Genomic DNA, 26,412 nt, shown 5'->3' with positions numbered 1-26,412 from the left:
CGCTGTCTCCATGCTCGGGGCCTTCTCCGATTGCTTGTCATCGTTTGACGCCCGGGACGGGGAAGTTGGCGAAATCTGGCATGTGGCACTTTGCCTGCGACTTCTACGCTCTTGGCACTATCTGACGGCCATCCGGGCCGCCACCTGAAGGGCCGAAGGGTTCTGTCGTTTCGTGACCACCGGCACCGTCTCTCTTCCGAACGAAGCCCACCAGGAGCTGGTACGCGCCCTGGAAGAACTCCACCGGGCGGCGGGCCGCCCCGGCATGCGAAAGGTGAGCACCCTGATCGCTGAAGGCGACCACCCGGCGGTCGTCAGCCATGAGGGCGTCCGTACGACCCTCAAGGGCCTGAACGTCCCGCGCTGGGAGACCGTGCAGTCGATCGTGGCGGTACTCGCCGCCGCCTGCGTCGATCCGCCCCGGAACCCGACGGCCGAGGTGGCGCGGTTCCTGCCCTTGTGGCGCGCAGTGCGGGAGGGAGAACCGGGTGGCATGAAGTCGGCCCGGGAACTGGCGCTGTCACAGGGATGGGGCACGGATGACGGGCAGTGGACCGCTGAGGCGGTCGTCGCCGTGATGATCAACCCGTTCAATGCCATTGAGATCGCCCCCTCGCTCGCGGTGCCGCACGAGCCTGTGATCTCAGAGGACGATTGGGTGCAGGTCGGTGTCCGCCTCATCGAGGAGAACGGTGCCGAGTTTGCTCTGCGTGTTCTCCTGCGAACCCTGAAGGGCGACTACCTGGGCGCCGAGGAGGGCAGCCCCTTCGGCTACCGCTATCCGGACCAGGAAGCTGTCGAAATGCATACGGCCTTCCGCCACGGCTGCGACCGGATTCTCCGGCGGCTGGCCGTCGAGCCGAACCTCCTTCAGCGGTCGATCAGCGCCATGCATGCCGACGAGACGATGAACCGTGAGGACCGCATCGAGATGCTGCGCGCCGAATCCGACGTGTCCTTGATGCGGGAGGTCATGACCGCGACCCCGGAGACCTGGCATGAACTCTCCGAGGAGGCCCACCATCAGATCTTCGGCTACCTCATCAAGGAGATCGGCCCAGTGGGCAGATTCGGGCTTCCGCCGGACCAGCGGTTCCGCATCACCTGGCGCATCCCCGAGCCGCCGACGGCGTAGCTTCGTCCTGGAGTCCTTGCCGTTGCCCAAGCCAGCGGCCGCCTCGTGCGGCAAAAACGGGCTGCCGGGTTCAGCCGGTGGCGACCGCGGCGGCCCCGCCACCGGCCGGCTTCACCGGCTCAGGGCTCGCCATTCGGGAGCGAGGACCGCCCAGATCTGCTTGTCGTAGCGCACGCCCTCGTACGGCCATGCCTCGCGTCGCACGCCCTCCAGCGTCATACCGAGCCGCTTGGCCACCGCCGCGCTTCGGTCGTTGTCGGCCCGGCAGTGCCACTCGGCCCGGTGCAGCCCCCGGGACGTGAGCGCCCAGTCCAACAGCGCGCCGCACGCCTGCGTGATCAGACCGTGGCCCTCAGCGGACGGCTCCAGCCAGCAGCCGATCTCACATGAACCGAATGCGGCGTCGAAGTCGGTGAACATCACGCCGCCGAGCAGCACTCCACCCCGCCAGATGCCGTACAGGCGGGCACCGTCACCGGCCTGGCGTTCGGCGTACCGCTTGAGCGTGGCCCGCGCACCGTCCACATCGCCGGTGACGAACGCGGGTCCGACCCAGGGGCGAATGTGCTCGCGAGCCCGATCCAGATGGTCGGCGAACTCCTCGGCATGCCAGACCTCCAGCGGTCCGAGGCGAGCACCGTCGGACAGCGACAACGAGAACATGAGCGGCCTCCTCAATCACATAACAGGCGTTACGGCAATGTAGCGTGGCGGCATGCCACGCACCAAGGGAGATCACGAGGCCCGCCGACGCGATGTCTCCGAAGCCGTCTGGAAGGTGATGGCCACACGCGGCTTCGCCGGCCTGACCCTGCGCGCCGTCGCCGCCGAACTCAGCGCGACCACCGGCCTGCTGACGCACTACTTCCCCACCAAGCACGCCTTGGTGGAGTACGCCCTCGACCTCCTCGAACAGCGCACCATCTCCCGCCCCCGCCGCCAGTCGGGCCAGGGTCTGGCCGCCCTCAGGGACGCGCTGCTCGACATCCTGCCGCTGACCCCCGAGGCCACCGACTCCAACCGGATCTGGGTCTCCTCCTGGGACGCCGCGCTCTCCGACCCCGCCCTGAGCACCGACTACGCCCGCAAGTACGCCCAGAGCCGCGACAGGCTGAGCGAGCGGGTCGCCGCGGCCCAGGAGCTCGGCGAGCTGCCCCCGGGCAACCCCGCGCACATCGCGGCCGGCGCCCAGTCCTTCGTTCTCGGCCTGGTGGTCCAGGCCCTGTTCGACCCGGCGGCGTTCCCGCCTCAGCGTCAGGTCGAGCTCCTGGACGGCTACCTGGCCGACCTGAATGCCAAGAGCCGGCAAAACGTCGCAGATAGCATGAGCGTTCATGACGCTGACGAAGCGGTGGACTTCCCGCGTTCTCCTGCTGGACGGAGACAACCGCCTACTCCTCCTGTGCGGCCGTGATCCGCGCAGGCCAGGGGCACGATGGTGGTTCACCGTCGGCGGTGCTGTCGAGGAAGGCGAGAACTATCTCCAGGCTGCCGTGCGTGAAGTCTGGGAGGAGACGGCACTGCCTCTTCCCATGGGGCGGCTGAGTCCCGTCGTCTGGACCCGGCAGGCGATCTTCAGTGTCGACGGCCAAGTCTTCGACCAGTACGAGGAATACCGTCTAGCTCGCGTCACTCCTGATGAGGCTCGCGGGATGAACATTCGGACGGAGGAGGCCCGTTACGGGCACCGCTGGTGGTCGATACCGGAACTGGCCACTACCGCGGAGTTCGTCCGCCCGAAGAAGATGGCCTCTCTCCTGCCCGAGGTGCTGGCAACCGCCGACCGTGATCGAGCCCCTGTACATTTGGGCGATTTCAACGAGGACACCGATCCGGAATAGGGCATCTGCGCGGTGTGAGGGCTGTCTGTGGTCGTGATACAGCCCTGCGTCCGACCACGCAGTTGGTTGACTGGGACGCATGACATCAGCCGTGGTGGACCTCCAGCACGCGGACATTCACGATGGGTGAGCCCCGCTGGGAGGCCCTGGCCGTCGACCATCCGGACAACGACCTGACGCGTGTTTCACCGTGTCCGGGGCTCCATTATCCGAAGAGGAGCGTCGGCTCCGAGAGGATGTCACGTCCCAGTTCGCTCTTGTAGATCAGATCGATGCTGCCGAAACGGGCCTGGTCGTAGTCCAGACCGAGGGACGCCACCGCGTCCCTCACAGCCCGCTCGGAAGCGCCCTCGATCTCCAGGAAGGTGGGCAGCTCGGGCCACGTGTCGAAGTCATAGGTGACGCCGTCCAGCTGCCATTCCTCACGGTAGTTCTGCTGGTAGCGGACCTGCCTCAAACCAAGCGCTGTGAGCAGCTCCGCAGTCATGGTGAGGTCGTCGACCTCGATCTCGATCTCGGTGGTCCCGTTGATGTGTGTGGCGTCGGTGACCTGCTTCAGGGTGAGCGTCGTCTTGCCGCCCTCGTCCCTCAGCCGCAGCCACTGTTCACCTTGCACAGTGTCGTTCTCGAAGATCAGGCGGGTGAACATGGTCTTGGGGAAGACCTGCTGGGCCCCGGCGGCACGCAGTGCGCCGATAGTGGCCTCCACGTCGATCTTCAGGAACTTGGCCTCGTACTCGTTCTGCGCCACGATTCTCCTTCGGATATGACGGGCTAAGCGCTCAGGTCGTGGAACTCCTGCTCGCGCATCTTGCTGATCTCGCCGCACACGGCGCTGTCCAGGAACTGGTCCATGGGCAGACACAGGTCCATGCGCTGGATGCAGACCCCTACTTGGAAGGTCCCCTTGGGATCGCGGTAGAGACGAACCCCGTAGTAGCCCTCCTGGCAGTCGGTCGGGTTGTTGAAGCGGCAGCTCGCGCAGGTCTCCGGCAGGCGCAGCGGCCGGATGTGCTTGACCTTGATCACGCGCCCGCTGGGCAGCCGGTACGAGATACGGAACCCAGAGGTGCCGGCGATGAAGTGAACCTCCTGAGGTTCCGCATCAAGATCGCTGAGAAGCTGGTCGATGGCGTCCAGAGAGTTGTCACCGTCCGCCAGCGAGGACAGAACCCTTAACGAGACCAGCGGGGAGTACCGAGCCAGCAGCCGGTGCACACGCGCGACATGGGTGCGGTCGGGCACGACCACGTTGGCGCTCGCGTCGATCCCCTCCTCGGTCGCCACCTGGATCGATCGCTCCAAGGCTTGGATCTTGCGCGTCGCCAGCGAGGCGGACCGGTACCGGACGTTCTGCACCTGTGCCAGCTCCTCCGGCGTCGTGCCGAAGATCGAGAAGTTGACGCGGTTCAGCCCTGCCTTCGCGCAGCCAGGAAGGATCCTGACGCCGTTCTCACCGTTGGAGGTGACTCCCACGTTATATCCCTCCTCCCTGGCCAGGCCCACAATCGCGGCGAGTTCGGGGTGCAGGGTCGGCTCACCTCCCGTGAGGTGAACCTCCTCGAAGCCCAGGGCGTCACGCAGCCCCCGCAAGGCCGCCCGGAACGTGTCATCGGGGAAGACTGGAGCGGCCACGAAGCGTGCTCCGTTGGTCGCGAGGTAGATGGAAATGTGTCCCGAACGGCCGGCGGCGCCGAATTCGCCGGCATACTGCGCGTGGTTGTCGGCGGCCACGGGGGTGCCCTCGTTATGGCAGAAGGTGCAGGTCATGCCGCAGGCATCGATGACCTTGACCCTCAGAGTGCCATCCATAGTGACCCGGACCGGGACGCGATCGCTGAGGCCTCTCAGAGCGCGGTGCTCAAACACGACGTGCAGCTCCTTCGTGGGAGACGCGACACCAGCTGTTGTGGCCGTGGCTGATCGCGAGGATGAGTGTGTTGACCTTTCAGCAGCCCAGGTCAGGCCGAGCCCTCGTGCCCGGCCAGATCTCCACAGAACCCCTTCCGATCGGCCGAAACCAGAGAAGAATTGACGTGGCATTGAGGCATCCATGGCGCAAACCTGGGCGTGACCTGGCTCGTTAGCCACGTAAAAGTGCTGGATACCGGGGGAAGGACGCTGATGGCATCCAGAAGGCACGAGTTCACTCAGCGGAGGGAGGCAGTCGGCACACCCAGGAGTCACTGGCCGAAGCCCTCGGGGTCGACCGCACCACCATCGGCCGCTGGGAAAGCGGCCGAGCCACCCCGCAGCCGTGGATGCGCCCCAAACTCGCCAAGGCGCTACGAACGTCTCTCGATCAGCTCGCCGTGCTGCTGTCGCCACCGCAGGGGGAGCCAGCGGTTCCCGCGCAATCGAGCGGTCACGCCCCTGCTGCGGGGCGGCCCCAGGGCGTACGCGATACCGGCCTGATCGTCGAAGCGGTTGCGGCGGATTCGAGCGAATCAGCTCTGTTCCTTCACTTCGCCAGTACGTCGAATGTCGACAGCACTCTGTTGGAACAGCTCGATGCCGATATCGTCCGCCTGGCCAAGGACTACGTGAGCAAGCCCCTGACAGACGTTTTCCAAGACATCAGCACGCTCCGGCGAGCAGTGTTCGATTTGCTGCGCGGACGCCAGCGCCCGCACCAGACTGCCCACCTATACCTGGCAGCCGGACGCCTTTGCGGTCTGGCGACCCACGTGGCCCTCGACCTCGGCCAGTACGCCGCAGCCGCGACCCATTCCCGCACGGCCTGGCGATGCGCCGAGTCAGCGGGCGACAACGGACTGAGGGCGTGGGTCCGGTCGGTCCAGTCTCTGATCGCCTACTGGCAGCAGAACTACCGCCAGGCGGCTGATCTGGCCAGGTCCGGATTGCCCTACGCCATCGTCGGCACCATCGCAGCCCGTCTACTGAGCCTCGAAGCCCGCGCCGCGGCGGCGATCGGAGACACTGAGCGGGCGCTACGAGCAGTCGAAGCCGCAGCGGACGCACGTCACGCTCACTCCGGGGAATCCGAACTGCCGGGAGTGTTCACCTTCCCCGACGCCAAGCAGTGGGCCTATGCCGGCACCACTCTGCTGGCCATCAACAGCCTCCCCCACCTGGGCCGTGCCATCGAAGCGTCCTCGCGCGCCATCACCCTGTACGAGTCGGCCCCAGAAGAGGACCGCTCCTCTGGCGACCTCCAAGCCGCCCGCCTGGACCTCGCCACCGCCCACCTGGTCAACGGGGACATCGACGGCGTCCACGACGCACTGACCGTCGTGCTCGGAGTCACACCCGACCGTCGTACCGCCAGCATCTCCAAGCGGCTCCACGCGCTGAGCGCCCGCCTGGCCGAACCTGTCTACGCACGCTCGCCGATGGTTATGGGCCTTCGCGAGACTGTCAGGGAAGCCTGCACTCGTCCCTCACTCACCAACCCCACGGAGTCGGCCACGTGACGACCAACACCGAACAGCAGGACGCGGCGGTAGCCGACCGGAACATCCTCGCCCACAGCGCCTACTCGGATGGACGTCACCTGACCGCGCGGCAGTCCATCTACTACTGGCAGCAGCCCCAGTACGACCTGCCGGGAATCGTCGTGCACGAGCTCACCGACACCAAGGGAACCGTCCTCGACATCGGCTGCGGCAACGGCAAATTCGTCAGCCGCCTCCACAAGGACCGCCCCGACCTGCTCACGGTGGGCACGGACATCTCTGCCGGCATCCTCACCGACGTCGACAAACCCGTCCTCGTAGCCGATGCCCAGGTCCTGCCCTTCGCCGACGACACCGCCGACGCCGTGCTGGCCCTGCACATGCTCTACCACGTGACCGACATCCCGGCCACGGTCCAGGAACTGGCCCGGGTGCTGCGACCGGGTGGCATCTGCGTCGCCTCGACCAACAGCGCCACCGACAAGGGGGAACTGGACGAACTGTGGCAGCGCGCAGCCGGTGATGTCCTCGGCGTCCCGGAGGGGCCGGCCCGGGTCTCCCTCAGCTCCCGCTTCTCGCTGGAGAAGGCCCCCGAGTTCCTCGGAGACGCCTTCAGCGACATCCGCGTGCGGGAACTGCCCGGGACCATCGAGGTCACCGACCCCGCTCCGGTCGTGGCCCACCTGGCCTCCTACGAGGCCTGGGCCGAGCAGTGTGGCGTCCCCTTCCAGGAAACCGTGGCCCGTGCCCGTGATCTGGTGACCGCCGACATCGCCGCCAACGGCTCATTCACGATCACCTGCCTCGGCGGCATCCTGGCCTGCCGGCCGTAGCGCTGGTGGCGGTCAACCGTGCCGACGAAGGGACAGCCGTGGCTGACCAGCACACCGGCAACAAGCCTCGCGCGCTCAAGCCCGCCACCGAGTCGATGACGCTCCTCGCAGCCGGTGCGATCGTCCATGACGAGGAGAACCGCCGCGTCGTCCTCCTCCAGCGCGGCCCCAACGCCAAGTTCGCCCAAGGGCTGTGGGACCTCCCCGTGGGCAAGAGCGACCCCGGCGAACCCATCACCGAAACCGCCGTCCGGGAGCTACGCGAGGAAACCGGCCTGGTCGTCGACCCCAAGTCGCTCCGCGTCGCCCACATCATCCATGGCGCCTGGGGCGTCGAAGCCCCCACCGGCTTCCTCACGGTCGTCTTCGCCACCCACGAATGGACCGGCGAACCGGTCAACACGGAGCCCGGAAAGCATGCCCAGGTCCGCTGGGTAGAGACCGACACCCTCGCGGACGAGTTCGAGTTCGCATCGGCAACTGCCGACGTTCTCGCCCGCTACCTCAGCGGCGGCCCGCAAGTCACCCTCGACGGTTGGCGCTGAGCGCATGGCACAGCAGCCCGCCGAACCGGAACCGGGGATCGCGGCCGCGGTCATCGTCCGCGACGATCACGTCCTGGTGCTGCGCAGGCAGGTGCAGGAAGCGGCGCCGCCCGTGCTGGGGCGGCCTGTCAGGATGAGGCCGGCCGCGGGACCTCGACATCCGCCTCGGCGTGGGTGACGAAGTCGTCGGCCAGGCGGTGGAAGAGCCCGGCGAGCCGGCCCAGGTCCTCCGCCGACCAGTCGGCCAGGGCCATCGCCATGCCGCGGCGGCTGGCCTCCCGGATGCGCTCGACCGCGGCCAGGCCGGCGTCGGTGAGCTGGACGCGCTGGGCGCGGCGGTCGTCCGGGTCCGGGACGCGGATCACGTAGCCGGCCTTCTCCAACTGCGCCAGCTGCCGGGTGACATGGGAGGCCTCCACGGACAGCCGGACCGCCAGCACCCCCGGGCGCAGCGGCTCGCTCTCGGCGATGTGCCGCAGGATCGCCACGGCGGCCCGGTCCAGGGACAGTCCGGCCAGGGCCATCAGGCGCTCGTGCTGCCGGGCCCGGCCGGCCAGGTAGGTGATGCGCGTCAGGGCGCGCTCGATCTCGATCAGGTCCGTCGAGTCGGGTGCCGCTGGGGATGACGGTGTGGACATGGCACCACCGTAACAGATGATTGCCTGAGTCAAGCAACATCAAAAAGGTTGCTTGACTCAAGTAACTCCTTCATGCTTGCCTGAGTCAAGCAAGTCAGCCAGAAGGAGAGAGCCCCGCCATGACCACGATGAAGTCCGTCCGGACCGGCGAGCAGAACAAGATCGACGTCGTCGACGCCGAACGGCCCTCCCCCGGCCCCAAGGACGCCCTGGTACGGATCCGCGCCTGCGGCATCTGCGGCACCGACACCCACTTTCTCCACCTGGGCGGAGTCCCCTTCGGCCCCGGCGGGTCGATGGTCCCCCTGCCGCTCGGCCATGAGCCGGCGGGTGAGGTCGTCGAGGTCGGCGCCGAGGTCAAGGGCCTGAAGGCGGGCGACCGCGTGGTCGTCAATCCGCAGGGCGCGCCCTCGGGGATCATCGGCTGCGGCGGCGCGCTGGGCGGCATGAGCGAGTATCTGCTCATCGAGGACGCCGTCGTCGGCAGGAGCGTCACCGTCTTCCCCGACACCGTGCCCTTCGACGTCGCCGCGCTCAACGAGCCCATGGCGGTGGCCCGCCACTGCGTCAACCGCTCCGAGGCGAAGCCGGCCGACAAGGTCGTCGTGTTCGGCGCCGGACCCATCGGTCTTGGCGCCACCATCTGGCTGAAGCTGCGCGGCGTCGAGCACGTGGTGGTCGCCGACGTCATTCCCGAGCGCCTCCGTACGGCGCTGGCCGTCGGCGCCGACGCCGTCATCGACTCCGCCGCCGAGGACGTCACCGCCCGTCTGACCGAACTGCACGGCCCGGCGGCCAACGCGCTCGGCCAGCCGCGGGCGGGCACCGACATCTACATCGACGCGGCCGGCGCCCCCGCCGTCTTCAACACCACCGTCGAATCGGCCAAGTGGGGCGCCAAGCTGGTCATGGTGGCCGTGCAGAAGAAGTCCGACGCCGTCGATCTCGGCGGCATGCTGCGCAGCGAGTTGACCTTGATCGCCTCCCAGGGCTACCCCACCGAGATCTTCGAGGTGACGCCAGAACTCGTCGAACACCAGGAGCGCTTCGCGAGGCTCATCAGCCACCGCGTGCCGTTCTCCGAGGTCGAGCGGGCCTTCGAACTCGCCATGACGCCGGGGGCCGCGGAGAAGGTCGTCGTCACCTTCGAGCCGTGAGCACGGCGGACGTCCGGCTTCTGCCGCCGCTCGTCGCCATGTGGCGCGCCGCGCGCGCCTCAACTCATCTGTCTTTCCGTCCCCTGGAGGCCCCCGCCATGTCCGACGCCCTCACCCGACCCCCCGCCGGGGGCTCCGCCCCGCCCAGGCCGAACGCCGTGGTGGCGGTGCTGGCCCTCGCCGGAATCGTCGTCTCGCTGATGCAGACCCTGGTGATCCCGATCGTCCCCGAGCTGCCGACGTACCTCGACGCCTCGCCCTCGGACGCCACCTGGGCGGTCACCGCCACGCTGCTCGCCGCCGCCGTCGCCACTCCGGTCGTCGGCCGCCTCGGCGACATGTTCGGCAAGCGCCGCCTGCTGCTGTTCAGCCTCGTGCTGCTGGCGTCCGGATCGGTCGTCTGCGCGCTGAGCGAGTCCCTGGTCCCGATGATCGTCGGACGCGCCCTCCAGGGCCTGGCGGCCGCCGTCGTCCCGCTCGGCATCAGCATCATGCGCGACGAGCTGCCACCCGAGCGGCTGGCCGGGTCCACCGCGCTGATGAGCGCCTCCCTCGGCGTCGGCGGCGCCCTCGGCCTGCCCACCGCCGCGTTCATCGCCGACCGCTTCGACTGGCACGCCCTGTTCTGGGCCTCGGCCGCCCTCGCGGCCGTCGCCCTCGCGCTCGTCGGGGCCATCGTGCCCGAGTCGAAGGTGCGCACCGGCGGACGCTTCGACCTGCTCGGCTCCCTCGGCCTGTCGGCCGGTCTTGTGTCCCTCCTCCTGGCCGTCTCCAAGGGCGCCGACTGGGGCTGGACCAGCGCCACCACCCTCGGTCTGTTCGCCGCCGCCGTCGTCGTCCTGCTCGCCTGGGGAGCGTACGAGCTGCGGGCCCGGCAGCCGCTGGTCGATCTGCGCACCACCGCCCGCCGCCAGGTGCTGTTCACCAACCTCGCCTCGGTCGCGCTCGGCTTCTCGATGTTCGCGATGTCCCTGGTCCTGCCGCAGCTGCTCCAGCTGCCCGAGCAGACCGGCTACGGCCTCGGCACGTCCATGCTCACCGCCGGTCTGGTCCTGGCCCCGCAGGGCCTGGTCATGATGGCCATGGCCCCGGTCTCCGCCGCCATCACGAGGGCCAGGGGCCCGAAGGTGACGCTGATGATCGGCGCGCTGATCGTGGCCGCCGGCTACGGCCTGAACATCGTGCTGATGTCCGAGGTCTGGCACCTGATCCTGGTGTCCTGCGTGATCGGCGGCGGCGTCGGCTTCACCTACGGCGCGCTGCCCGCCCTGATCATGGGCGCCGTCCCGGCTTCCGAGACCGCCGCCGCCAACAGCCTCAACGCCCTGATGCGCTCCCTGGGCACCTCGTTCGCCAGCGCCGTCGCCGGCGTCGTCCTCGCCCAGATGACCACCGACTTCCACGGCCACGCCCTGACCTCCGAGAACGGATTCAAGGTGGTCATGGCCATCGGCGCCGGTGCCGCCCTGCTCGCCTTCGCGCTCGCCTCCTTCCTGCCGCGCCGGCGGGCCGCCGCCGGGCAGGCGGCGCCCGCGGCGGCCGCGGGGCCGGCCGAGTCGGCGGAGGCCCTGGGGGCCACGTCGTAACGCCCGTCCGGGGCGCGGCCGGTCAGCCGGCCGCGCCCGGCTCGGGGGTCCGCTTCGACCAGCGGGCGGTCACCACGTTCACCGCCGCGACGGCGCGGGCGGCCTCCCGGCGGTCGGTGCGGACCGCGTTGGCGAACTCGACGTGGAGGAAGGGGCTGTCCTCCTCCGCGGCGTTGCGGCCCTGTTCGTTGGTGCGGCCCTCCAGGGGGCAGGAGCGGACCCAGGCGCGGCAGACCGTGAAGTCGCGGGCGCGGAGGGCGTTCGCGAGGGCGCGGGCGTCGGTGCGGCTGTGGTGGGTGGCGCGGCCGGTCGAGGCGATCACGTCGTAGTCGGGCGCCGTGTCGTCCGCGAAGCCGTGGATCTGGATGCCGGGGAGTCCGCGCCCGGCGAGTTCGGCGCAGACCGCGGCGAAGACGGTGTCGCGCCGGTGGGCGACGTCGGCGGCGTCGCCGGTGCCGGCGGCGCGGTGGGCGCCCGCGAGCACGAGGACGCCGCCCGGGGTGCCGCGCAGCACGCCGACGCCCAGCTGTTCGGTGCGGGCGTCCGCGATCGGGTGGGGCACCTGGACGGACCAGCGCACGGGGGCCGAGAGGTCGAGGTACACCCGCCCCCAGCCGCGGGGCGAGGGGCCGGCGTCGGTGCGGTCGGCGATCTCGGCGTAGCGCCGGCCGGTGGCGCTGTCGGTGATCGTACGGAGGTCGAAGTCCAGGGCGTCGAGCCGCTCCGCGGCCTCGGCACGGTGGCCGTCCAGGAGGAGCCCGACGGCGCGCGCGACGCCCCGGCGGTCGGAGCGCGTAGGCGGCAGATAGCCGGTGTCCGCGCCGAACCGGGCGGTGTAGTCGTCGACCCGGCGCTCCAGGTCGGTGCCGGCCGGCCCGCCGTCGGGGGTGGTTCCGTGGTCGCCGCCGCCCCCGCGCAGGGCGAGGGCCCAGGTCAGCAGGGCGGCCGTGGCGGTGAGCGCCAGGGCGGCGACGGCGAGGGTGGTCTTTCGGAGGCGGTCGGCTCTCATGGAGTCGGCTCTCATCTCGGCTGCTCCTCCATTTGACTGCTCCTCCCCCTGAAGGCGGTGGATTCCGGCCTTCGGGGTCGCCGGGGATTCCCGGCTCGGACAGCTCGGCCGCACTGTGTGCGGTCGAGTCTTACACCCTCGGCACCGAACCTGCGCCAAGTCGCTGACCTGCGGAGCCATACAGAGCACCGGGTGTCGGCCGCGCATCGCGCCGGTGACTTTCAGGTGCCGGAACGCCGCGGCCACGGTCCTTGCGGACACGGAAAGTTCTGTCCGGAACCTTGACCCACCCCCGCACTCGTGTTGTCGTTGTGCCCACGGAAGTTCCGTCCACTGAATATCCGCTTTTGGGTACTTCTAGGGAGTGCCGTGATGAACTCGTCTCCCCCGCCGACCGCGTCCGAGCCCGGCTACTACGACCTGCTCAAGAAGGCGAACGTCGCCCCGTTGTGGCGCATCCCGGGCACCACCGATCCCGAACCGAGCGTGCCCGAGGTGCCGTACGTATGGCACTGGGCCGACCTGGAACCGCTGCTCCACCAGGCCACAGAGGTCATGGAACTGGGCGTCGACGAGGCCGACCGCCGGGCGCTCAACGCGCACAACCCGACCCGCGCCTTCGGCACCACGCACACGCTCGTCGCCGGCTACCAACTGGTCCTGCCGGGCGAGACCGCACCGGCACACCGGCACAGTCCCGGTGCCATCCGCTTCATGCTCGCCGGCACCGGCTACACCACCGTCGAGGGCGAACCGGTGCTGATGGAACCCGGTGACCTCGTGCTGACCCCGGCCGAGACCTGGCACGACCACCGCCACCCCGGTGCCGAGCCGATGGTGTGGCTGGACGGGCTCGACGTCCCCTTCGTCAAACAGATGCGGGCGAACTTCTACGAGGACCACCCCAGCGGCGGCCTTCAGCCCCTCCACCGCCCCGACGGCTACTCCACCGCACGTTACGGCGCGGGGTTCACCCCCGTCGCGGACCGCCCGGCGCGCCCCCATTCGCCGATCATGAACTACACCTGGGGCGCGGCCCTCGCCGCCCTGGACGCACTCGCCGCCGAAGGACCGGACCCGCACGACGGGGTCAGGATCGAGTACACCAATCCGCTGACCGGCGGACACGTGCTGCCCACCATGGCCTGCTACCTGGCCCGGCTGCCCGAACCGACCGCGCCGCAGCGGCACGTGTCCAGCAGCGTCTTCTGCGTCGCGCGCGGCAGCGGGCACAGCATCGTCGGCGGCCGACGCCTGGAGTGGTCGCACCGGGACTTCTTCGCCGTGCCGGCGTGGACCTGGTACGAGCACGTCCCCGACCCCGGAACGGACACCATCCTGTTCGAGATGAGCGATATCGCCCTGCTCGAACCCTTCGGCCTGGAGCGCAAGGAGAAGCGGACGTGAGCACGGAGATCCTCGTCGCCGGCGGCGGCATCGGCGGTATCACCACGGCGCTGGCCTGCGCCCGCCGCGGCATCCGCGTCACCGTGCTCGAACGCCACAGCGAGTTCGGTGAGGTCGGTGCCGGACTGCAGATCGGGCCCAACGCCTGGCGCGTCCTGCGGGACCTGGGCGTCATCGACTCCCTGGCAGGACAGGCCGTCATGCCCCGCCGCTGGGCGCTGCACGACATCACCACCGGGGAGGAGATCTTCTCCCTCCCCTTCGGCACGGCCTTCGAACAACGCTATGGCGCGCCCTACGCCGTCATGCACCGCGGTCAACTGCTCACCGCGCTGCTGTCCGCATGCCGCGCCACGGGCCTGGTCACCGCGATACCCGGCAAGGAGATCACCCGCATCTCCCAGGACACCGGATCGGTCACCGCTCACTGCGCCGACGGCAGCACGTTCACCGCGGACGCCGCCGTGGCCGCCGATGGCCTGCGCTCCACCGTACGCGCCCAACTCCTCGACGCCGAGCCGCCCCTGATCTCGGAATACGTCGTCTACCGCGGCCCCGGACCGCGCCCGGACGGCATCGAGGACGCCGTCATGCTCTATGTGGGCGACGGCATCCACTACATGCAGTATCCGATCAGCGGTGGCACGATGCTGAACCGCGTCGCCTCCTTCAAGTCCACCCGCGGGGCTCCCCTGAGCGAGACCTGGGGCACTCCGCGGGAACTCACCGAGAAGTTCGCCGGCGCCACCGCCGGGATCCGCGCGGCCGTGGCCGAGATGGACACCTCCAAGCGCTGGCCCCTGTGCGACCGCGAGCCGCTGCCCGGTTGGACGCTGGGCAGGATCACCCTGCTCGGAGACGCCGCCCACCCCATGAACCAGTACCTCGCCCAGGGAGCCTGCCAGGCGCTGGAAGACGCCCTCGCCCTGGCCGAGGCCCTGTCCGACGCCCCCGGCGACCCGGAAGCCGCCTTCGCCGCCTACGAGGAAGCACGCTACCCGCGTACCTCCGCGATCCAGCAGTACACCCGCTTCATCGGCGACTTCTGCCACTTCGGAGGAGCCGCCGCCCTGCTGCGCGACCACTTCCTGTCCGGCTTGGGCATCGAGGACCGCTACGCCTACACCGACTGGCTCTACGGGACGGGCGGTGGCACCCCGACTCGCCCCATCCCCCCGCACCTCACCCCCTACGGGAGATGACATGCGACGCTACGCCGTCCTCCATGGCCCCAACCTCAACCGGCTGGGCCGCCGCGACCCCCAGCGGTACGGCACACGGACCCTGGCCGACATCCAGGCCGACACCGACGCGGCCGCCGCCCGTCTCGGCGTCACCACCGTGCACCACCAGTCCAACCACGAAGGCGACCTCATCGACTTCCTGCACGGTCAGCAGGACGAACCGGGCCTCGCGGGAGTCATCGTCAACCCCGCGGGACTGACCCGGGCCGGCTGGTCGCTGCGCACGGCCCTGGTCGACACCGGCGTCCCGGTCGCCGTGGTGCACCTGTCCGAACTGCACCGCTACGGCCCCGAGCCCGAACCGGACATCTTCCTGCCCGTCGCGAACGTCTATCTGGCCGGCGCGGGCGGCAACGGCTACCGGCTCGCTCTGGAGGCGCTCTGCCTCCGTCACAGCGACACCCCGGAGTAGGCCGTGAAGTCCCTGAACCCGAGCCGCCCGGGACTGTTCGCCCTGCTGGCCCTCGTCGCCCTGCTGTACATCGTGCCCATGGTGATGACCGTCTACGGCGCCTTCCGTACCGCCCCACCCGGGATGGCCGGCGCCTTCAGCCTCACCGGGCTGCGCACGGCCTTCTCCGACTCCGCCACCTACGCCACCCTCGGCAACTCCCTACTGCTCGCCGTCTGCGCGGGCCTGAGCGCGACCGCGCTGGCCGTCGGCTTCGCGTGGATCGTCTCCCGTACCACCGCGGCACTGCGCCGGCTGGTCACCCCGCTCATGGCCGTGGTGCTGGCCACGCCCCCGCTGTTCTTCGCGCTCGCCTGGAACCTGCTCGGAACACCGAGGTTCGGGCTGATCAACGAAGCACTGCGCGCGCTGGGACTGCCCGACGCGCTGTCCGTCAGCGGCGCGACCGGCTCGTGGTTCGTCCTGTCGCTCAAACTGTGCTCGCTCGGCTACCTGGTCCTCATCGGACCCTTCCTGGCCATGGACCGCAGACTCGAAGAGGCCGCGCTGGTCGCGGGGGCCGGACGGCTCAGGACGTTCTGGCGCATCACCGTCCCGGTCATGGCGCCCGCTGTGCTGTCCGTGTTCATCATCGGGTTCGTCATCGGCCTGATCGCCCTCGACATTCCCTTGATCATCGGCCGTCCGGCAGGGTTCCGGGTCTTCTCCACCCAGATCTTCGACTTCGCCAACAACGAGATCCCCCCGAACTACGCCGGGGCCAGCGCGCTCGCGATGGTGTTCATCGCCGTGGTCGTGGTGCTCGTGGCCCTCAAGTGGCGGCTGCTGGACCGCCGTCAGTTCACGACGGTCGGCGGCAAGGGAGCCAAGCCGGAACCCTGGAACATCGGCCGCCTCACCTGGCTGTGCAACGCGGCGATCGCCCTGTACGCCCTGCTGGCCCTCCTCCTGCCCGTCGCCCAGATCGTGCTCGGATCACTCCAGCCGGTATTCGGCGTCAACCGCTTCTCCCTCGACAACTACCGGTCCCTGCTGAGCGATCCGCAGGTGCCGTCCGCGCTGCTCAACACCGCCCAGTACGCCTTGTTCGGCGGCGCCTTGACCGTTGCCGTCGCCCTGCTTCTCGCGGTCGTCGGCCGGCACGCGCCGGTACGCCTGCGCCGGGGCCTGGAACTGGCGACCTGGCTGCCCTGGGCCGTCCAGGGCATCATTCTGAGCCTCGCCCTGGTGTGGACCTTCCTGTCCGTGCCCTTCCTGCGCGCCCTGTTCGGCACCGCCGCCATCGTCCTGGTCGGTCTGGTCGTCTCCGCGACCCCGGTGGCGGGCAGGGCCGTCGACGCCGCCCTGGCCCAGGTGGGGCGGGAACTGGAGGAGTCCGCCCGGGTCAGCGGCGCCGGCCCGCTGCGCACCGCGCTCGGGATCGTCGCCCGGCTGGTGCTGCCCAGCTGCCTGGCGGCCTGGCTGATCACGGCGATCCAGATCGCGGGAAACTTCGAGGTTCCCGTCCTGCTGTCCAACCCCGCCAACCAACCCGCCGCCGTCCTCGTGTACCAGCTCTACGTCCAGGGCCAGGTCACCCAGGCGGCCGCGCTGTTCGTGCTCGTGCTCGGCTCCGCCGCCGCCCTCGCCACCGTCCTCGGGGCGGCCGCCACCACCCTGCGCCGAACCCGCGACCGCACCCGCCGGGCCCCGCGCGACACCCCCGTCCCGTCGGCGCCCCGACTCGTCACGACAGGAGTCAAGTAACCATGGCCGCAGTCTCCATCCGGGGCCTGACCAAGCGCTACGGCGACCACACCGTCGTCGACGGGCTGGACCTGGACATCGCCGACGGGGAGTTCCTCACCCTGCTCGGCCCCAGCGGATGCGGAAAGACCACCACCCTGCGGTGTCTGGCCGGTCTGGAGAAGCCGGACGCGGGCGAGATACGGATCGACGGGCGCGTGGTCGTCGACTCCCGGGGCACGTTCGTCCCGCCGGAGAAACGGGACCTCGGCATGGTCTTCCAGAGCTACGCCCTGTGGCCGCACATGAATGTGCACGCCAACGTCGCCTATCCGCTGCGGATGAGGCGCACGCCCCGCGCACAGATCGCCGAACGCGTCACCGAGGCCCTGCGCACCGTGGGCCTGGAAAAACTGGCGCACCGCCCCGTCGGCGCCCTGTCCGGCGGGCAGCAACAGCGCGTCGCACTCGCCCGCGCCCTGGTCGCCCGGCCCGGGCTCGTCCTGTTCGACGAGCCGCTGTCCAACCTGGACGCGCGGTTGCGCGCCACCATGCGCGAACAGCTCCAGCTGCTCCGCCAGACCGTCCCGGCGACGTCCGTCTACGTGACCCACGACCAGGTCGAGGCGCTGACCCTGGCCGACCGGATCGTCGTCATGCACGACGGCCGCGTCCAGCAGACGGGCACACCCGAACAGATCTACTCCGACCCGGCCAACCGCTTCGTCGCCGACTTCGTCGGCTTCGAGAACCTCCTTCCGGCCACCGTCCTGGGGAGCACGGACCAGGCGCTCCTGGTCGAACTGGACGGATTCCCCGAACCGCTTCCGGCCCGGCCCACAGGGCCGGCACCGGCCGTCGGCGAGCCGGTCACCGTCGCGGCCCGCGCCAACTGCTTCCTTCTCGCGGACGCCGACGGCACCAGCGGGATATCCGCCCGTGTCCTCACCGCCACCTACCTCGGGGACCAGGCCGAATACGTGCTGCGCGTGCACGCGCACACCCTGCGCGTCCGTACCCCCGCGCCCGTGCGCGCACGGGCGGGCCGGGAGGTCACGCTCATCGCCCAGCCCGGGGCCCTCCTCGCCCTCGCCGACGAGACCTTCCCGCTCCAGCCCGTGTCCTGAACCAACGCCGGAGAGACCATGCCCACTCGCAGAGCCGCGTCCCTCGCCGTCGCCCTCGCCTGTGCCGTCGGCCCGACCGCCTGTAGCGCCGGAGCCGCCACCGCGCCCCCCTCGCGGACCGATGCCGCGGACATCGGAGGGAGCGCCGCGCAGGCGCGGCTGGACAAGCTGTACAAGGCCGCCCAGGCCGAGCACCGGACCCAGGTCCTGGTCTACGGCCCCAGCCAGAACTTCTACGCCGGCGCCTACCGGGCCTTCCAGGAGCGCTACCCGGCGATCACCATCATCCCCCAGCCGATCTTCGGGCCGCAGCTGACCACCAAGCTGGCCGAGGAGTTCGCCAGCGGCAAGCACGCGGCGTCCCTCCAGACCAACGGTGGCTCCGGCATAGCCCTCAGCGACCAGGCCGGGCAGTGCCGGCCCTACAAGCCCTTCACCGCGGCCTATCTGAGCCCGGACCAGGTCGGCCCGAACGACAGCTTCGCGGCCTTCGTACGCTTCGCCGTGGGCATCGAGTACAACACCGACAAGCTCACCGCCCGTCAGGCGCCCCGGAGCTGGACGGAACTCGCCCGGCCGGCCTGGCGCGGCAGGCTCGTCCAGGCCGACCCCGCCAACGTCGGCGTCACCTCGCTCATGATCTCCCACCTGACCGAGGCCAGGAAGCTGAACACCGACTGGACCGGACGGCTGCTCGACAACTCGCCCCAGACGGTGGACACCGCCGCCCTGGCCGAGCAGTCCCTCGCCCGCGGCGAGCGCGAGGTGATGGTGGCCGACAACTCCGCCGTCTACGCCGCGGCGCGCGCCAAGAACCTGCCGGTCGGCTTCGTCTTCCCCACCGAGGAAGGCGCGCGCTTCGACACCCAGTACCTGTGCCTGCTGAAGGGGGCGCCCGCGCCGGAGGCCGCCCAGCTGCTCGTCAACTGGCTCCACACCGAGGAGGGGCAACGGGCGCTCGCCGGTGCCGGCCTGTACGGCACCCGGCCCCAAACCCCCGCCCCCGACGGACTGCCGCCCCTGTCGCGGATCCAGTCCCGCATCATCCCCGAGATCCCGCCCGGCCGGCAGGCAGAGGCGGTCAACCGGACCATCGCCGTGGTCAAGCGGCTGGAGAAGTAGGAGTCCCACCCCATGCGCATCGGTACTTTCGGCGATGGACGCCTCGCCGTGGTCCTCGCGGACGGCTCCGTCGACGTCACCGAACTCCTCGACGGCCAACCCCTGTACCAGGTCATCGGGCAGGGGGAACCGCCGGCGCTCCGGATCGGCCCCGCCGACCTGGCCGACCGGCCCAGGCTGTGCACCGCGGAGCTGGACTGGCAGCCCCCGCTGCCCCACCCCGGGAAGATCATCGGAGCCCCCGCCAACTACTACGACCACATCGACGAGATGCCCGATTCGGCCACCATCGTCGACTGGGGGCTGTTCCTCAAGGCCCCCACGTCCGTCATCGGGCACGGCGGCACCGTACGCCTGCCCTGGAGCGACAAGCGCACCGATCACGAAGGCGAACTCGCCGTCGTCATAGGCCGTTCGGCCCGCAAGGTCAGTCCCCGGGACGCCCTGCGCCATGTCTTCGGCTACACCTGTCTGCTCGACGTCACGGTGCGTTCCACCGAAGACCGCTCACTGCGCAAGTCCTTCGACACCTTCACCCCCGTCGGCCCCTGGATCACGACCGCCGACGAGATTCCCGATCCGGGACGGCTGGAGCTGAGCTGCCATGTCAACGGCGAGCTCAGACAGCACACGTCCACCAGCAAGATGATCTATTCCGTCCCCCACCTGATCGCCTACGCCAGCGCCGCCATGACCCTGCACCCGGGCGACATCATCGCCACCGGAACGCCCGCGGGCGTCGGTCCCCTCACCCACGGGGACCGGGTGACCGTCACCATCGACCGCATCGGCACACTGGAGGTCCTCGTCAGCGGCGAGGACGCGATTCCCTACCAGGACCGGCCCGGGCACAAGGCGGAACGATGACCGAACACACCGACCGGAACGACGCGGAACGCCGCCTTCAGGCCGCTTTGGACATCGACATGTACCAGCAGCCGGGCCACCTGATCCGACGCGCCCAGCAGGTGCACACCCACCTGTGGACCAGCAGCGTCTCCACGGAGATCACCTCCACCCAGTTCGCCGTGCTCAGCGTGATCGCCGAACGGCCGGGCTCGGACCAGAACACGATCTCCCGGCGCGTCTCCCTCGACACCTCCACCGTGGCCGAAGTGGTCTACCGCCTCACCGAACGCGGCTACCTCACGCGAGTCAAGGACCCGGCCGACCGCCGGCGCAACCTGCACAGCCTCTCACCCGAGGGCGAGCGCGTCTTCACCGAAGTCTCCCGCTCCGCCGCCGACATGACCGACCGCATGACCGCAGTCCTGTCCGAGCACGACCGCGACGAACTCGTCCGCATCCTGCAAAACCTCGTCGAGGCGGGCGAGCGCCTGCGCGAAGAGAACCCCGGAGGCGAGAAGTGAGCCGCCGCGTCCCCCTCGTCCTCGCCTGCGGGGACTACGACCGCACCGAACCCCTGCGCTCCGGCACCGTGACCCCCGACGGCGTCGACCTCACGTATCTCGCCCTGCCTCCGGAGGAGATCTTCTACCGGATGCTGCGCCACCGGGAATTCGAGGCGGCCGAACTGTCCTTGTCGTCCTACCTGATGAACCTCGACCGCACCGGCGACTTCATCGCCCTGCCGGTCTTCCCGTCACGCACCTTCCGCCACAACGCCATCTACATCAACGCCGACAGTGACATCCGCGTACCCGCCGACCTCGCCGGCCGCCACGTCGGCGTTCCCGAGTACCAGATGACGGCCGCCGTGTGGATCCGCGGCACCCTCGCCGAGCGCCACGGCCTGCCCGTGTCCGCACCCCGCTACCGCACCGGCGGCCTCAACCAACCCGGCCGGGCCGAAAAGCTCCCGCTGCCCGAGCACCTCGGCGTCGAGATCGAACCCATCGGCCCCGCGCAGACCCTGACCGGCATGCTGCTGGACGGCGGGATCGACGCCCTCTACAGCGCCCGCCTGCCGCTCCCCTTCGCCGAGGGCGACCCGCGCATCGTCCGTCTCTTCCCGGACCCGCGTGCCGTGGAGGAGCAGTACGCCCTCGACACCGGGATCTTCCCGATCATGCACGTCGTCGTGGTGCGCCGCGACGTCTACGAGCAGCGCCCCTGGCTGGCCCGCAGCCTGTACAAGGCGTTCGAGGAGGCACGCGGTATCGCCCTCGCCCGCATCGGCGAGACCAACGCGCTCCGTTACTCACTGCCCTGGCTCTACGACGATCTCGCCCGGGCCCGCTCCGTCCTCGGGCACGACTACTGGCCCTATGGCGTCGATGCCAACGACACCACCCTGCGCACCCTGCTTCGCTACTCGCACGAACAGGGCCTGACCGGGCGGAGGTTCGCTCCCGCGGACATCTTCGCCTCCGAATGCCTGGACGCCTATCGCGTGTGACACCGTTCGCCGTTCTCGTCCGCTGGGCCGGGCAGTTGTTGCTCGGCCCAGATGCACTTGCCGTCGCTCGTGTAGCGGGTGCCCCAGGCATGGGAGAGCGCGGCGACCAGGTGCAGTCCGCGTCCGCCCTCGTCGCTGGCCGCGGCACGCCGGACCCGTGGGGTGGCCTGGCTGCCGTCACTGACCTCGCAGATGAGGGTGCGGCCGCGCAGCAGCCGCAGCCGCAGGGGGCCCTTGGCGTGCCGTATGACGTTGCCGACGAGTTCGCTGACCAGGAGTTCGGTGGTCATCGTCAGCTCCGGCAGGTCCCACCTGGCCAGTTGCTCGCGTACGTGGTCACGTGCCAGGCCCGCGGACTGCGGCTCCTCGGCCAGCTCCCAGGACGCGATGTCCCCGGAACCCATCCGGTGGAGGCGGGTGACGAGGAGCGCGGCGTCGTCCCCGATCGACTGCCGGGCCGGGAGCAGCGCCCGCATGCACGCGTCGCAGAGGCTCTCGACGTCCGCGGACGCGTGCCGCGCCAGTACGCGGCAGACGTCGGTCAGACCGTGCTCGATGTCCAGGTCCGCCGCTTCGAGCAGGCCGTCCGTGCACAGGGCCAGCAGACTGCCCTCCGGTAGTTCCCGCTCCTTGGTGGTGAAGGGGAGTTCGGCGGCCCCGAGGGGCGGGTCCGGGAGATCGCCGGGGGTGGACACGGTGCCGTCCGGCAGGGCGAGGGCCGGGGCGGGATGGCCCGCGCGGGCCATGGAGCACATCCCGGTGGTGGAGTCGTACACGGCATACAGACAGGTGGCGTAGAAGTCCTCACCCAGGCCGCAGACGATGTCGTTGAGGTGGGCGAGGACGTCGTCGGGCGGAAGCTCCAGATAGGCCAGCGTGCATACGGCCGTGCGCAGGCGTCCCATGGTGGCGGCCTCGGACAGGCCGTGCCCCATGACGTCGCCGATGACGAGGGCGACCCGGCCGGACGAGAGGGGGATCACGTCGTACCAGTCCCCGCCGACGTCCGTGCCGGCGCTCGCGGGCACGTAACGGGCCGCGGCGGTGACGGCCCCGACGCTGGGCAGAGTCCGCGGGAGCAGGGATCGCTGCAACTCCTGGGCACGGGCGTGCTCGGCGTCGTACAGCCGGGCACGTGCCAGGGCCTGGCCGACGAGCCCGCTCAGCGCCATCAGCAGGGTCCGCTCGTCATCGGACGGCTGGTAGGGCTCGTCGAACGTGATGACGCAGCTGCCGATGGGCTTCCCGGACGCGATGAGCGGCAGAAAGATCCAGGCCTGTTTCCGGGAGGCGGCCAGCCTTCCGGCCAGGTCGGGGTAGAGCGAGAGATAAGTCTCGGGAGAGCCCATGATGATCGGCAGGCGGGCGCGGAGGACGTCGTGGAAGGGGGAATGGGAGGCCTGCGGCGCGTCCACGACGGAGTGGAGGAATTCCGGGGGGTACCCCCTGGAGCCGACCACCTGCCGACGCCCGTTCTCGAAAACCTCGACCACCAGCCCCTGCGCACGGAACAGCGGCAGGATCCGATCGCCCACCACCTGCGCGACGTCGTGTGAGGTCACGGCGTCGCTGAGAGCGGTCGTCAGCTCGGCGAGGCGTGCTGCCCGCTCGGCGGCCGTGCTGTCCGCCGCCCCGCGGCCGGCCGGCTTCGCCGGTGCGGGCACCGGGGGCGCCGCGACCCACTGCGCCGCCCAGTTCGCGAGCGATGTCAGGAACGCCTGCTCGGAGGCTGTCGGCCCGGCTGCCGTCGTCAGGACGGACAGGACACCCAAGGGAGCCGCGGCACCCGGAAGCGGAACGGACAGCAGGGTGAGGGGTGTGGAGCCGGCCGTCGCACCGAGGGCCGCCGCGAGAGGGCGGGAGGGATCGGCCGTAACGGTCAGCCGGACGAGCGTGCCCTCGGCCATGGCGCGGGCCGGCGCGCTGCCGCGCTTCTCCGCCTCCATGCCCTCCCAGCCGCGCAGGGTCTCCAGGGGCAGCCCTCTGCTCGCGACGAGGCGAGCCCGGCCCTGGTCCGACACGTGCAGCGTGGCCGCGAGCCCCCGGAGCGCGGCGACGGCCTGGTCCAGCACACACGACATCGCGTCCCGGTGCCCCGATTCACCGCGGAAGGCAGCCTCCAGCAGGGACAGACGCCCGTCCAGCTCGGACTCCCGCGACGCCGCCCGGTTATCAGCACTCAGGTGCTTCATATCTGTTTGCCGATGTCATCAGGCCGGAACCCGGCCCTGGTCGTATCCATTGCCGATGAACCGGAGAGCGGCAAATCCCTCATACCTCAATCAATGCACGGAAAAGACACCATGACCAGCCTGATCGCCGCCGAATATCACGTGCGCACAGACGCGATATCACTCTGCGCATCCCGATGAACACACGCGGGGACACCGAAGATCCCGTCCACTGACGCACCACAGGCGCCGCCCGCACCTCGAGGACGGCCATCGACCGGCACCGCTCGGGATTGAGCGATCTGACTCACATTTTCAACTCCTCACGCAACCTTTAACCTCTCTGGTTGATCCAAACCCCACGGGTCGCGTATTTTCACGCGGCCGCGCCCGCGAGGCCCGCACATGGGTGCGCCCTCCATATGGCACGAAACATCCCAGTATTTCCAGAGAGGAGCCCCCGTGGCCGCTTCGGCGCCGAAGCGGCGGCGAAAGATCCGCCGACGGGCAGACATGTCACTGATAGGTGGCATTCGTCCTCCTATAGCCGTACTTTCGGCTCTGCTCCTCTCCCTGGCGGGAATCACCGCCCTCACCTTCGGCAAGACCGAGAACGTCCTCGTCCCCAAGGCAGTGCTGACCTCCCAGCAGCGCTTCGCCGAAGACGGGGCCGTCTCGCTCCGCGCCTCCCTCGACGAGTCGGTCACCGACCTCGAACGCACCGCCATCCTCTTCAACGAGGGCAACCCGGTCTCCGCGGACGCCGTGCTCGACAAGACGGGCAGCGTCTACCAGAAGTGGAGCGGCACCGCGATCATCGAGATCAAGTCGGGCAAGCTGCTCGCCGCCCGGGGCGAGACCGTGCCGCTGACGGTGATCGACCGCACCAAGCTCTCCGACGAGGACGGCCTGGCGCCCCGCCTGGTCCGGCTGAAGAACGGCCAGACCCGGCTGATCGCCCTCGCCCTGCTCTCCTGGAAGGGCCGGCCCCAGCAGCTGCTGATCGCCTCCAGCAATCTGAAGGTGCCCGGGGTGAGCCTGGGCACGGGCCGCGGCATCGGCGTCGTCGACTCGACCGGCACGATCCTCAGCAGCGACGGCGCCCTCGACAGCGAACGGGCCCAGGCCCAGCTGAAGAAGTTCGCCACCACCGCCGCCAAGAAGGCCCGGCAGAACCCCCTCAGCTCCAAGGAGCCGGGCTCCGGCGGCTACGCGGGCGTCAGCGGCAGCTTCACCGGCGACTCCGCGGGCGACCGGCGGACCGTCGGCGGCTACGCCTCGCTCGCCGCCGCCGAGCCGGGCGAGTCCACGGTGGCCAGCGGCCTGGGGCTGAACATCGTCACCCAGGTCGGCATCACCGAGCGCGCCTCCCAGCTGGCCCGGCCGGCGTTCGGGCTGGCCGCCGCGGGCGCGCTGCTGCTCATCGGCGGGCTCGCCATCGCGCTGCTGCTCGGCACCGTACAGCGCCCCCTGATCCGGCTGTTCCTGGAGAGCCGCCGGCTCACCCGCGGCGACCTGGCCCGCCCGGTGACCGTGCCCCGGTTCGGCGAGGCCGCCCGGATCGGCCGCGCCCTGGAGCGGCTGCGGCAGCAGCTGCACGGGGAATCCCCCGAGGGCGCGCCGTCCGGTGCCCGCGGCGGCCGGCGCCTGGGCACCCGCGCCCTGGTCGCCGTCTCCGCCGTCCTGCTGCTGACCTGGTCGATTCCGCTGACCCTGCTGCTCAACCGCCCCGACTCGACCGTACGCATCCCGGCCCAGGTGGTCCGCGACCAGAAGGCGCGCACCGAGACCATCAGCGACCGGGTGCGCCGGGGGCTCAACGAGGGCGACGCGGACCTGTCCGCCGTCGCCGCCCTGATCGGCGGCCGCACCACGCCCGCCGACATGACGACCGTGCTGGAGCGCACCATCGAGGAGCACCCCCGCTACGAGTCCGTCTACGTCCTGAGCGCCGACGGCGAGGTCCTCGCCCGGGCCGGGTCCGCCCCGCACCACTCGTCCGGCGAACGCCCCGCCGCCCAGGCCCTCAAGGTGTCCGGGCACGGCGGCAAGAAGCCCGTCATCCGTGCCACGGCCCCGCTCCAGGGGCAGGCGGGCGCCGCCGTCGTGGGCGAGTTCGACATCAACTTCGTCAACGCGCTGCTGCGCCGCGACGGCCTCGGCCAGGTCCGGGTGGTCGACGCCAAGGGCCGGGTCATCGCCGGGAACACCGGCTATCTGGCCTTCCAGAAGATGCCCGGACACCTGACCGGGCTGTTCGACGCCAAGCGGGCGCACGCCGAGGTCCAGCGCGGCGACGACGTGCGGATCGCGGCCGCGGCCCCGATGACGGGCGGCGGCGCGGCGAAGGTCCTCGACTGGACCGTCGTCAGCTGGCAGCCCGCGTCCCGGCTCGAAATCCCCGCGTACACCCTCCAGAACCGCACCGTGCTGGTCGGGCTGCTCGGCCTCACCGCGGCCGCGGCCTGCCTGGGCTGGCTGCACATCGTGGTCGTCCGCCCGCTGCGCGCCCTCGCCGACCAGGCCGAGACGCTCGCGGACGGCGACCGGCGTACCGTCCTCTTCCCGCGCCACCACGACGAGGTCGGCGCCGTCGTCCGCAGCCTGGAGCTCATCCGGCAGCAGCTGCAAGAGCAGCAGCGCGGACGCGACGGCGCTCGCCCCCTCGCCGGAAGGAACTGAACA

At 70.1% G+C, this 26,412-nt stretch carries 24 protein-coding genes; 18 read left to right on the top strand and 6 right to left on the bottom strand.

All coding sequences use genetic code 11. The annotated features are described in order from the left end of the window. Positions 1-172 precede the first annotated feature (172 nt). Positions 173-1,135, top strand: a complete 963-nt coding sequence (locus ABTY62_RS33380) for a hypothetical protein (protein WP_352133157.1) — start codon at positions 173-175, stop codon at positions 1,133-1,135. Positions 1,136-1,246: 111 nt separating this feature from the next. On the opposite strand, the gene ABTY62_RS33375 is transcribed toward ABTY62_RS33380, so the two are convergent. Beyond that, entirely contained in the window at positions 1,247-1,798 is a 552-nt protein-coding gene (locus tag ABTY62_RS33375) for a GNAT family N-acetyltransferase (protein WP_352133156.1), read from the bottom strand. Between the two features lie 52 nt (positions 1,799-1,850). On the opposite strand from ABTY62_RS33375, the gene ABTY62_RS33370 reads away from it, so the two are divergent. After that, on the top strand, positions 1,851-2,549 hold the full coding sequence (locus ABTY62_RS33370; RefSeq protein ID WP_352133155.1) for a TetR/AcrR family transcriptional regulator: 699 nt from the start codon (positions 1,851-1,853) through the stop codon (positions 2,547-2,549). After that, entirely contained in the window at positions 2,470-2,976 is a 507-nt protein-coding gene (locus tag ABTY62_RS33365; RefSeq protein WP_352133154.1) for an NUDIX hydrolase, read from the top strand. Before ABTY62_RS33370 ends, ABTY62_RS33365 begins: the two co-directional genes overlap by 80 nt. A gap of 205 nt (positions 2,977-3,181) precedes the next feature. Here ABTY62_RS33365 and ABTY62_RS33360 read toward each other — a convergent pair whose 3' ends face one another. Then, a complete protein-coding gene (locus tag ABTY62_RS33360; RefSeq protein WP_352133153.1) occupies positions 3,182-3,727 on the bottom strand; it encodes a class IV adenylate cyclase in 546 nt (181 codons plus the stop codon). Positions 3,728-3,750: 23 nt separating this feature from the next. Beyond that, positions 3,751-4,845: a radical SAM protein gene (locus ABTY62_RS33355; protein ID WP_352133152.1), complete on the bottom strand. Its 1,095-nt coding sequence runs from the start codon at positions 4,843-4,845 to the stop codon at positions 3,751-3,753. Positions 4,846-5,105: 260 nt separating this feature from the next. Here ABTY62_RS33355 and ABTY62_RS33350 point away from each other — a divergent pair, with 260 nt between their 5' ends. From ABTY62_RS33350 to ABTY62_RS33340, 3 genes are read left to right on the top strand one after another with little or no spacing between them, the layout of a single operon-like run. Next, a complete protein-coding gene (locus ABTY62_RS33350; protein ID WP_352133251.1) occupies positions 5,106-6,410 on the top strand; it encodes a helix-turn-helix transcriptional regulator in 1,305 nt (434 codons plus the stop codon). Continuing rightward, positions 6,407-7,225, top strand: a complete 819-nt coding sequence (locus tag ABTY62_RS33345; RefSeq protein WP_352133151.1) for a class I SAM-dependent methyltransferase — start codon at positions 6,407-6,409, stop codon at positions 7,223-7,225. The genes ABTY62_RS33350 and ABTY62_RS33345 overlap by 4 nt, the downstream gene beginning before the upstream one ends. Before the next feature lie 5 nt (positions 7,226-7,230). Continuing rightward, positions 7,231-7,770 carry an NUDIX domain-containing protein gene (locus tag ABTY62_RS33340; protein WP_502997566.1) on the top strand — a complete coding sequence of 180 codons (540 nt, stop codon included), beginning with the start codon at positions 7,231-7,233 and terminating at the stop codon, positions 7,768-7,770. Between the two features lie 128 nt (positions 7,771-7,898). On the opposite strand, the gene ABTY62_RS33335 is transcribed toward ABTY62_RS33340, so the two are convergent. After that, a complete protein-coding gene (locus ABTY62_RS33335) occupies positions 7,899-8,408 on the bottom strand; it encodes a MarR family winged helix-turn-helix transcriptional regulator (protein WP_352133149.1) in 510 nt (169 codons plus the stop codon). Between the two features lie 119 nt (positions 8,409-8,527). Here ABTY62_RS33335 and ABTY62_RS33330 point away from each other — a divergent pair, with 119 nt between their 5' ends. Next, positions 8,528-9,565, top strand: a complete 1,038-nt coding sequence (locus tag ABTY62_RS33330; RefSeq protein ID WP_352133148.1) for a zinc-dependent alcohol dehydrogenase — start codon at positions 8,528-8,530, stop codon at positions 9,563-9,565. 98 nt (positions 9,566-9,663) lie between these two features. Continuing rightward, positions 9,664-11,151 (top strand): MFS transporter, encoded by a 1,488-nt coding sequence (locus tag ABTY62_RS33325; RefSeq protein WP_352133250.1) that lies wholly within the window; start codon positions 9,664-9,666, stop codon positions 11,149-11,151. 22 nt (positions 11,152-11,173) lie between these two features. On the opposite strand, the gene ABTY62_RS33320 is transcribed toward ABTY62_RS33325, so the two are convergent. Beyond that, positions 11,174-12,175, bottom strand: a complete 1,002-nt coding sequence (locus tag ABTY62_RS33320) for a hypothetical protein (RefSeq protein ID WP_352133147.1) — start codon at positions 12,173-12,175, stop codon at positions 11,174-11,176. Positions 12,176-12,532: 357 nt separating this feature from the next. Here ABTY62_RS33320 and ABTY62_RS33315 point away from each other — a divergent pair, with 357 nt between their 5' ends. The 9 genes from ABTY62_RS33315 to ABTY62_RS33275 are packed head-to-tail and all read left to right on the top strand — an operon-like array spanning position 12,533 to position 21,556. Next, on the top strand, positions 12,533-13,567 hold the full coding sequence (locus ABTY62_RS33315; protein ID WP_352133146.1) for a cupin domain-containing protein: 1,035 nt from the start codon (positions 12,533-12,535) through the stop codon (positions 13,565-13,567). Beyond that, entirely contained in the window at positions 13,564-14,769 is a 1,206-nt protein-coding gene (locus ABTY62_RS33310) for an FAD-dependent monooxygenase (protein WP_352133145.1), read from the top strand. The genes ABTY62_RS33315 and ABTY62_RS33310 overlap by 4 nt, the downstream gene beginning before the upstream one ends. A 1-nt stretch (position 14,770) precedes the next feature. Continuing rightward, positions 14,771-15,223, top strand: coding sequence for a type II 3-dehydroquinate dehydratase (locus tag ABTY62_RS33305; RefSeq protein ID WP_352133144.1), 453 nt, complete (start codon positions 14,771-14,773; stop codon positions 15,221-15,223). Between the two features lie 3 nt (positions 15,224-15,226). Beyond that, positions 15,227-16,969, top strand: coding sequence for an ABC transporter permease (locus tag ABTY62_RS33300; RefSeq protein ID WP_352133143.1), 1,743 nt, complete (start codon positions 15,227-15,229; stop codon positions 16,967-16,969). A gap of 2 nt (positions 16,970-16,971) precedes the next feature. Further along, entirely contained in the window at positions 16,972-18,075 is a 1,104-nt protein-coding gene (locus tag ABTY62_RS33295; RefSeq protein WP_352133142.1) for an ABC transporter ATP-binding protein, read from the top strand. An 18-nt stretch (positions 18,076-18,093) separates the two neighbouring features. After that, on the top strand, positions 18,094-19,197 hold the full coding sequence (locus ABTY62_RS33290) for an ABC transporter substrate-binding protein (protein WP_352133141.1): 1,104 nt from the start codon (positions 18,094-18,096) through the stop codon (positions 19,195-19,197). A 12-nt stretch (positions 19,198-19,209) separates the two neighbouring features. After that, positions 19,210-20,064, top strand: a complete 855-nt coding sequence (locus ABTY62_RS33285; RefSeq protein WP_352133140.1) for a fumarylacetoacetate hydrolase family protein — start codon at positions 19,210-19,212, stop codon at positions 20,062-20,064. After that, the gene (locus ABTY62_RS33280) at positions 20,061-20,567 is read left to right on the top strand and encodes a MarR family winged helix-turn-helix transcriptional regulator (RefSeq protein WP_352133139.1); all 507 of its coding nucleotides are present in this window, start codon (positions 20,061-20,063) and stop codon (positions 20,565-20,567) included. The genes ABTY62_RS33285 and ABTY62_RS33280 overlap by 4 nt, the downstream gene beginning before the upstream one ends. Beyond that, positions 20,564-21,556, top strand: coding sequence for a substrate-binding domain-containing protein (locus ABTY62_RS33275; RefSeq protein ID WP_352133138.1), 993 nt, complete (start codon positions 20,564-20,566; stop codon positions 21,554-21,556). Before ABTY62_RS33280 ends, ABTY62_RS33275 begins: the two co-directional genes overlap by 4 nt. On the opposite strand, the gene ABTY62_RS33270 is transcribed toward ABTY62_RS33275, so the two are convergent. Further along, on the bottom strand, positions 21,544-23,748 hold the full coding sequence (locus ABTY62_RS33270) for an ATP-binding SpoIIE family protein phosphatase (protein ID WP_352133137.1): 2,205 nt from the start codon (positions 23,746-23,748) through the stop codon (positions 21,544-21,546). The genes ABTY62_RS33275 and ABTY62_RS33270 overlap by 13 nt on opposite strands. 492 nt (positions 23,749-24,240) lie before the next feature. Here ABTY62_RS33270 and ABTY62_RS33265 point away from each other — a divergent pair, with 492 nt between their 5' ends. Beyond that, entirely contained in the window at positions 24,241-26,409 is a 2,169-nt protein-coding gene (locus tag ABTY62_RS33265; RefSeq protein ID WP_352133136.1) for a HAMP domain-containing protein, read from the top strand. Positions 26,410-26,412: the final 3 nt, after the last annotated feature.

Origin of the sequence: Streptomyces sp. NPDC097640, assembly GCF_040302705.1 — a bacterium.
Classification (GTDB): Bacteria; Actinomycetota; Actinomycetes; order Streptomycetales; family Streptomycetaceae; genus Streptomyces.
The sequence above is the reverse complement of the archived record's forward strand: the minus strand, read 5'-3'. Positions and strand labels throughout refer to the sequence as shown.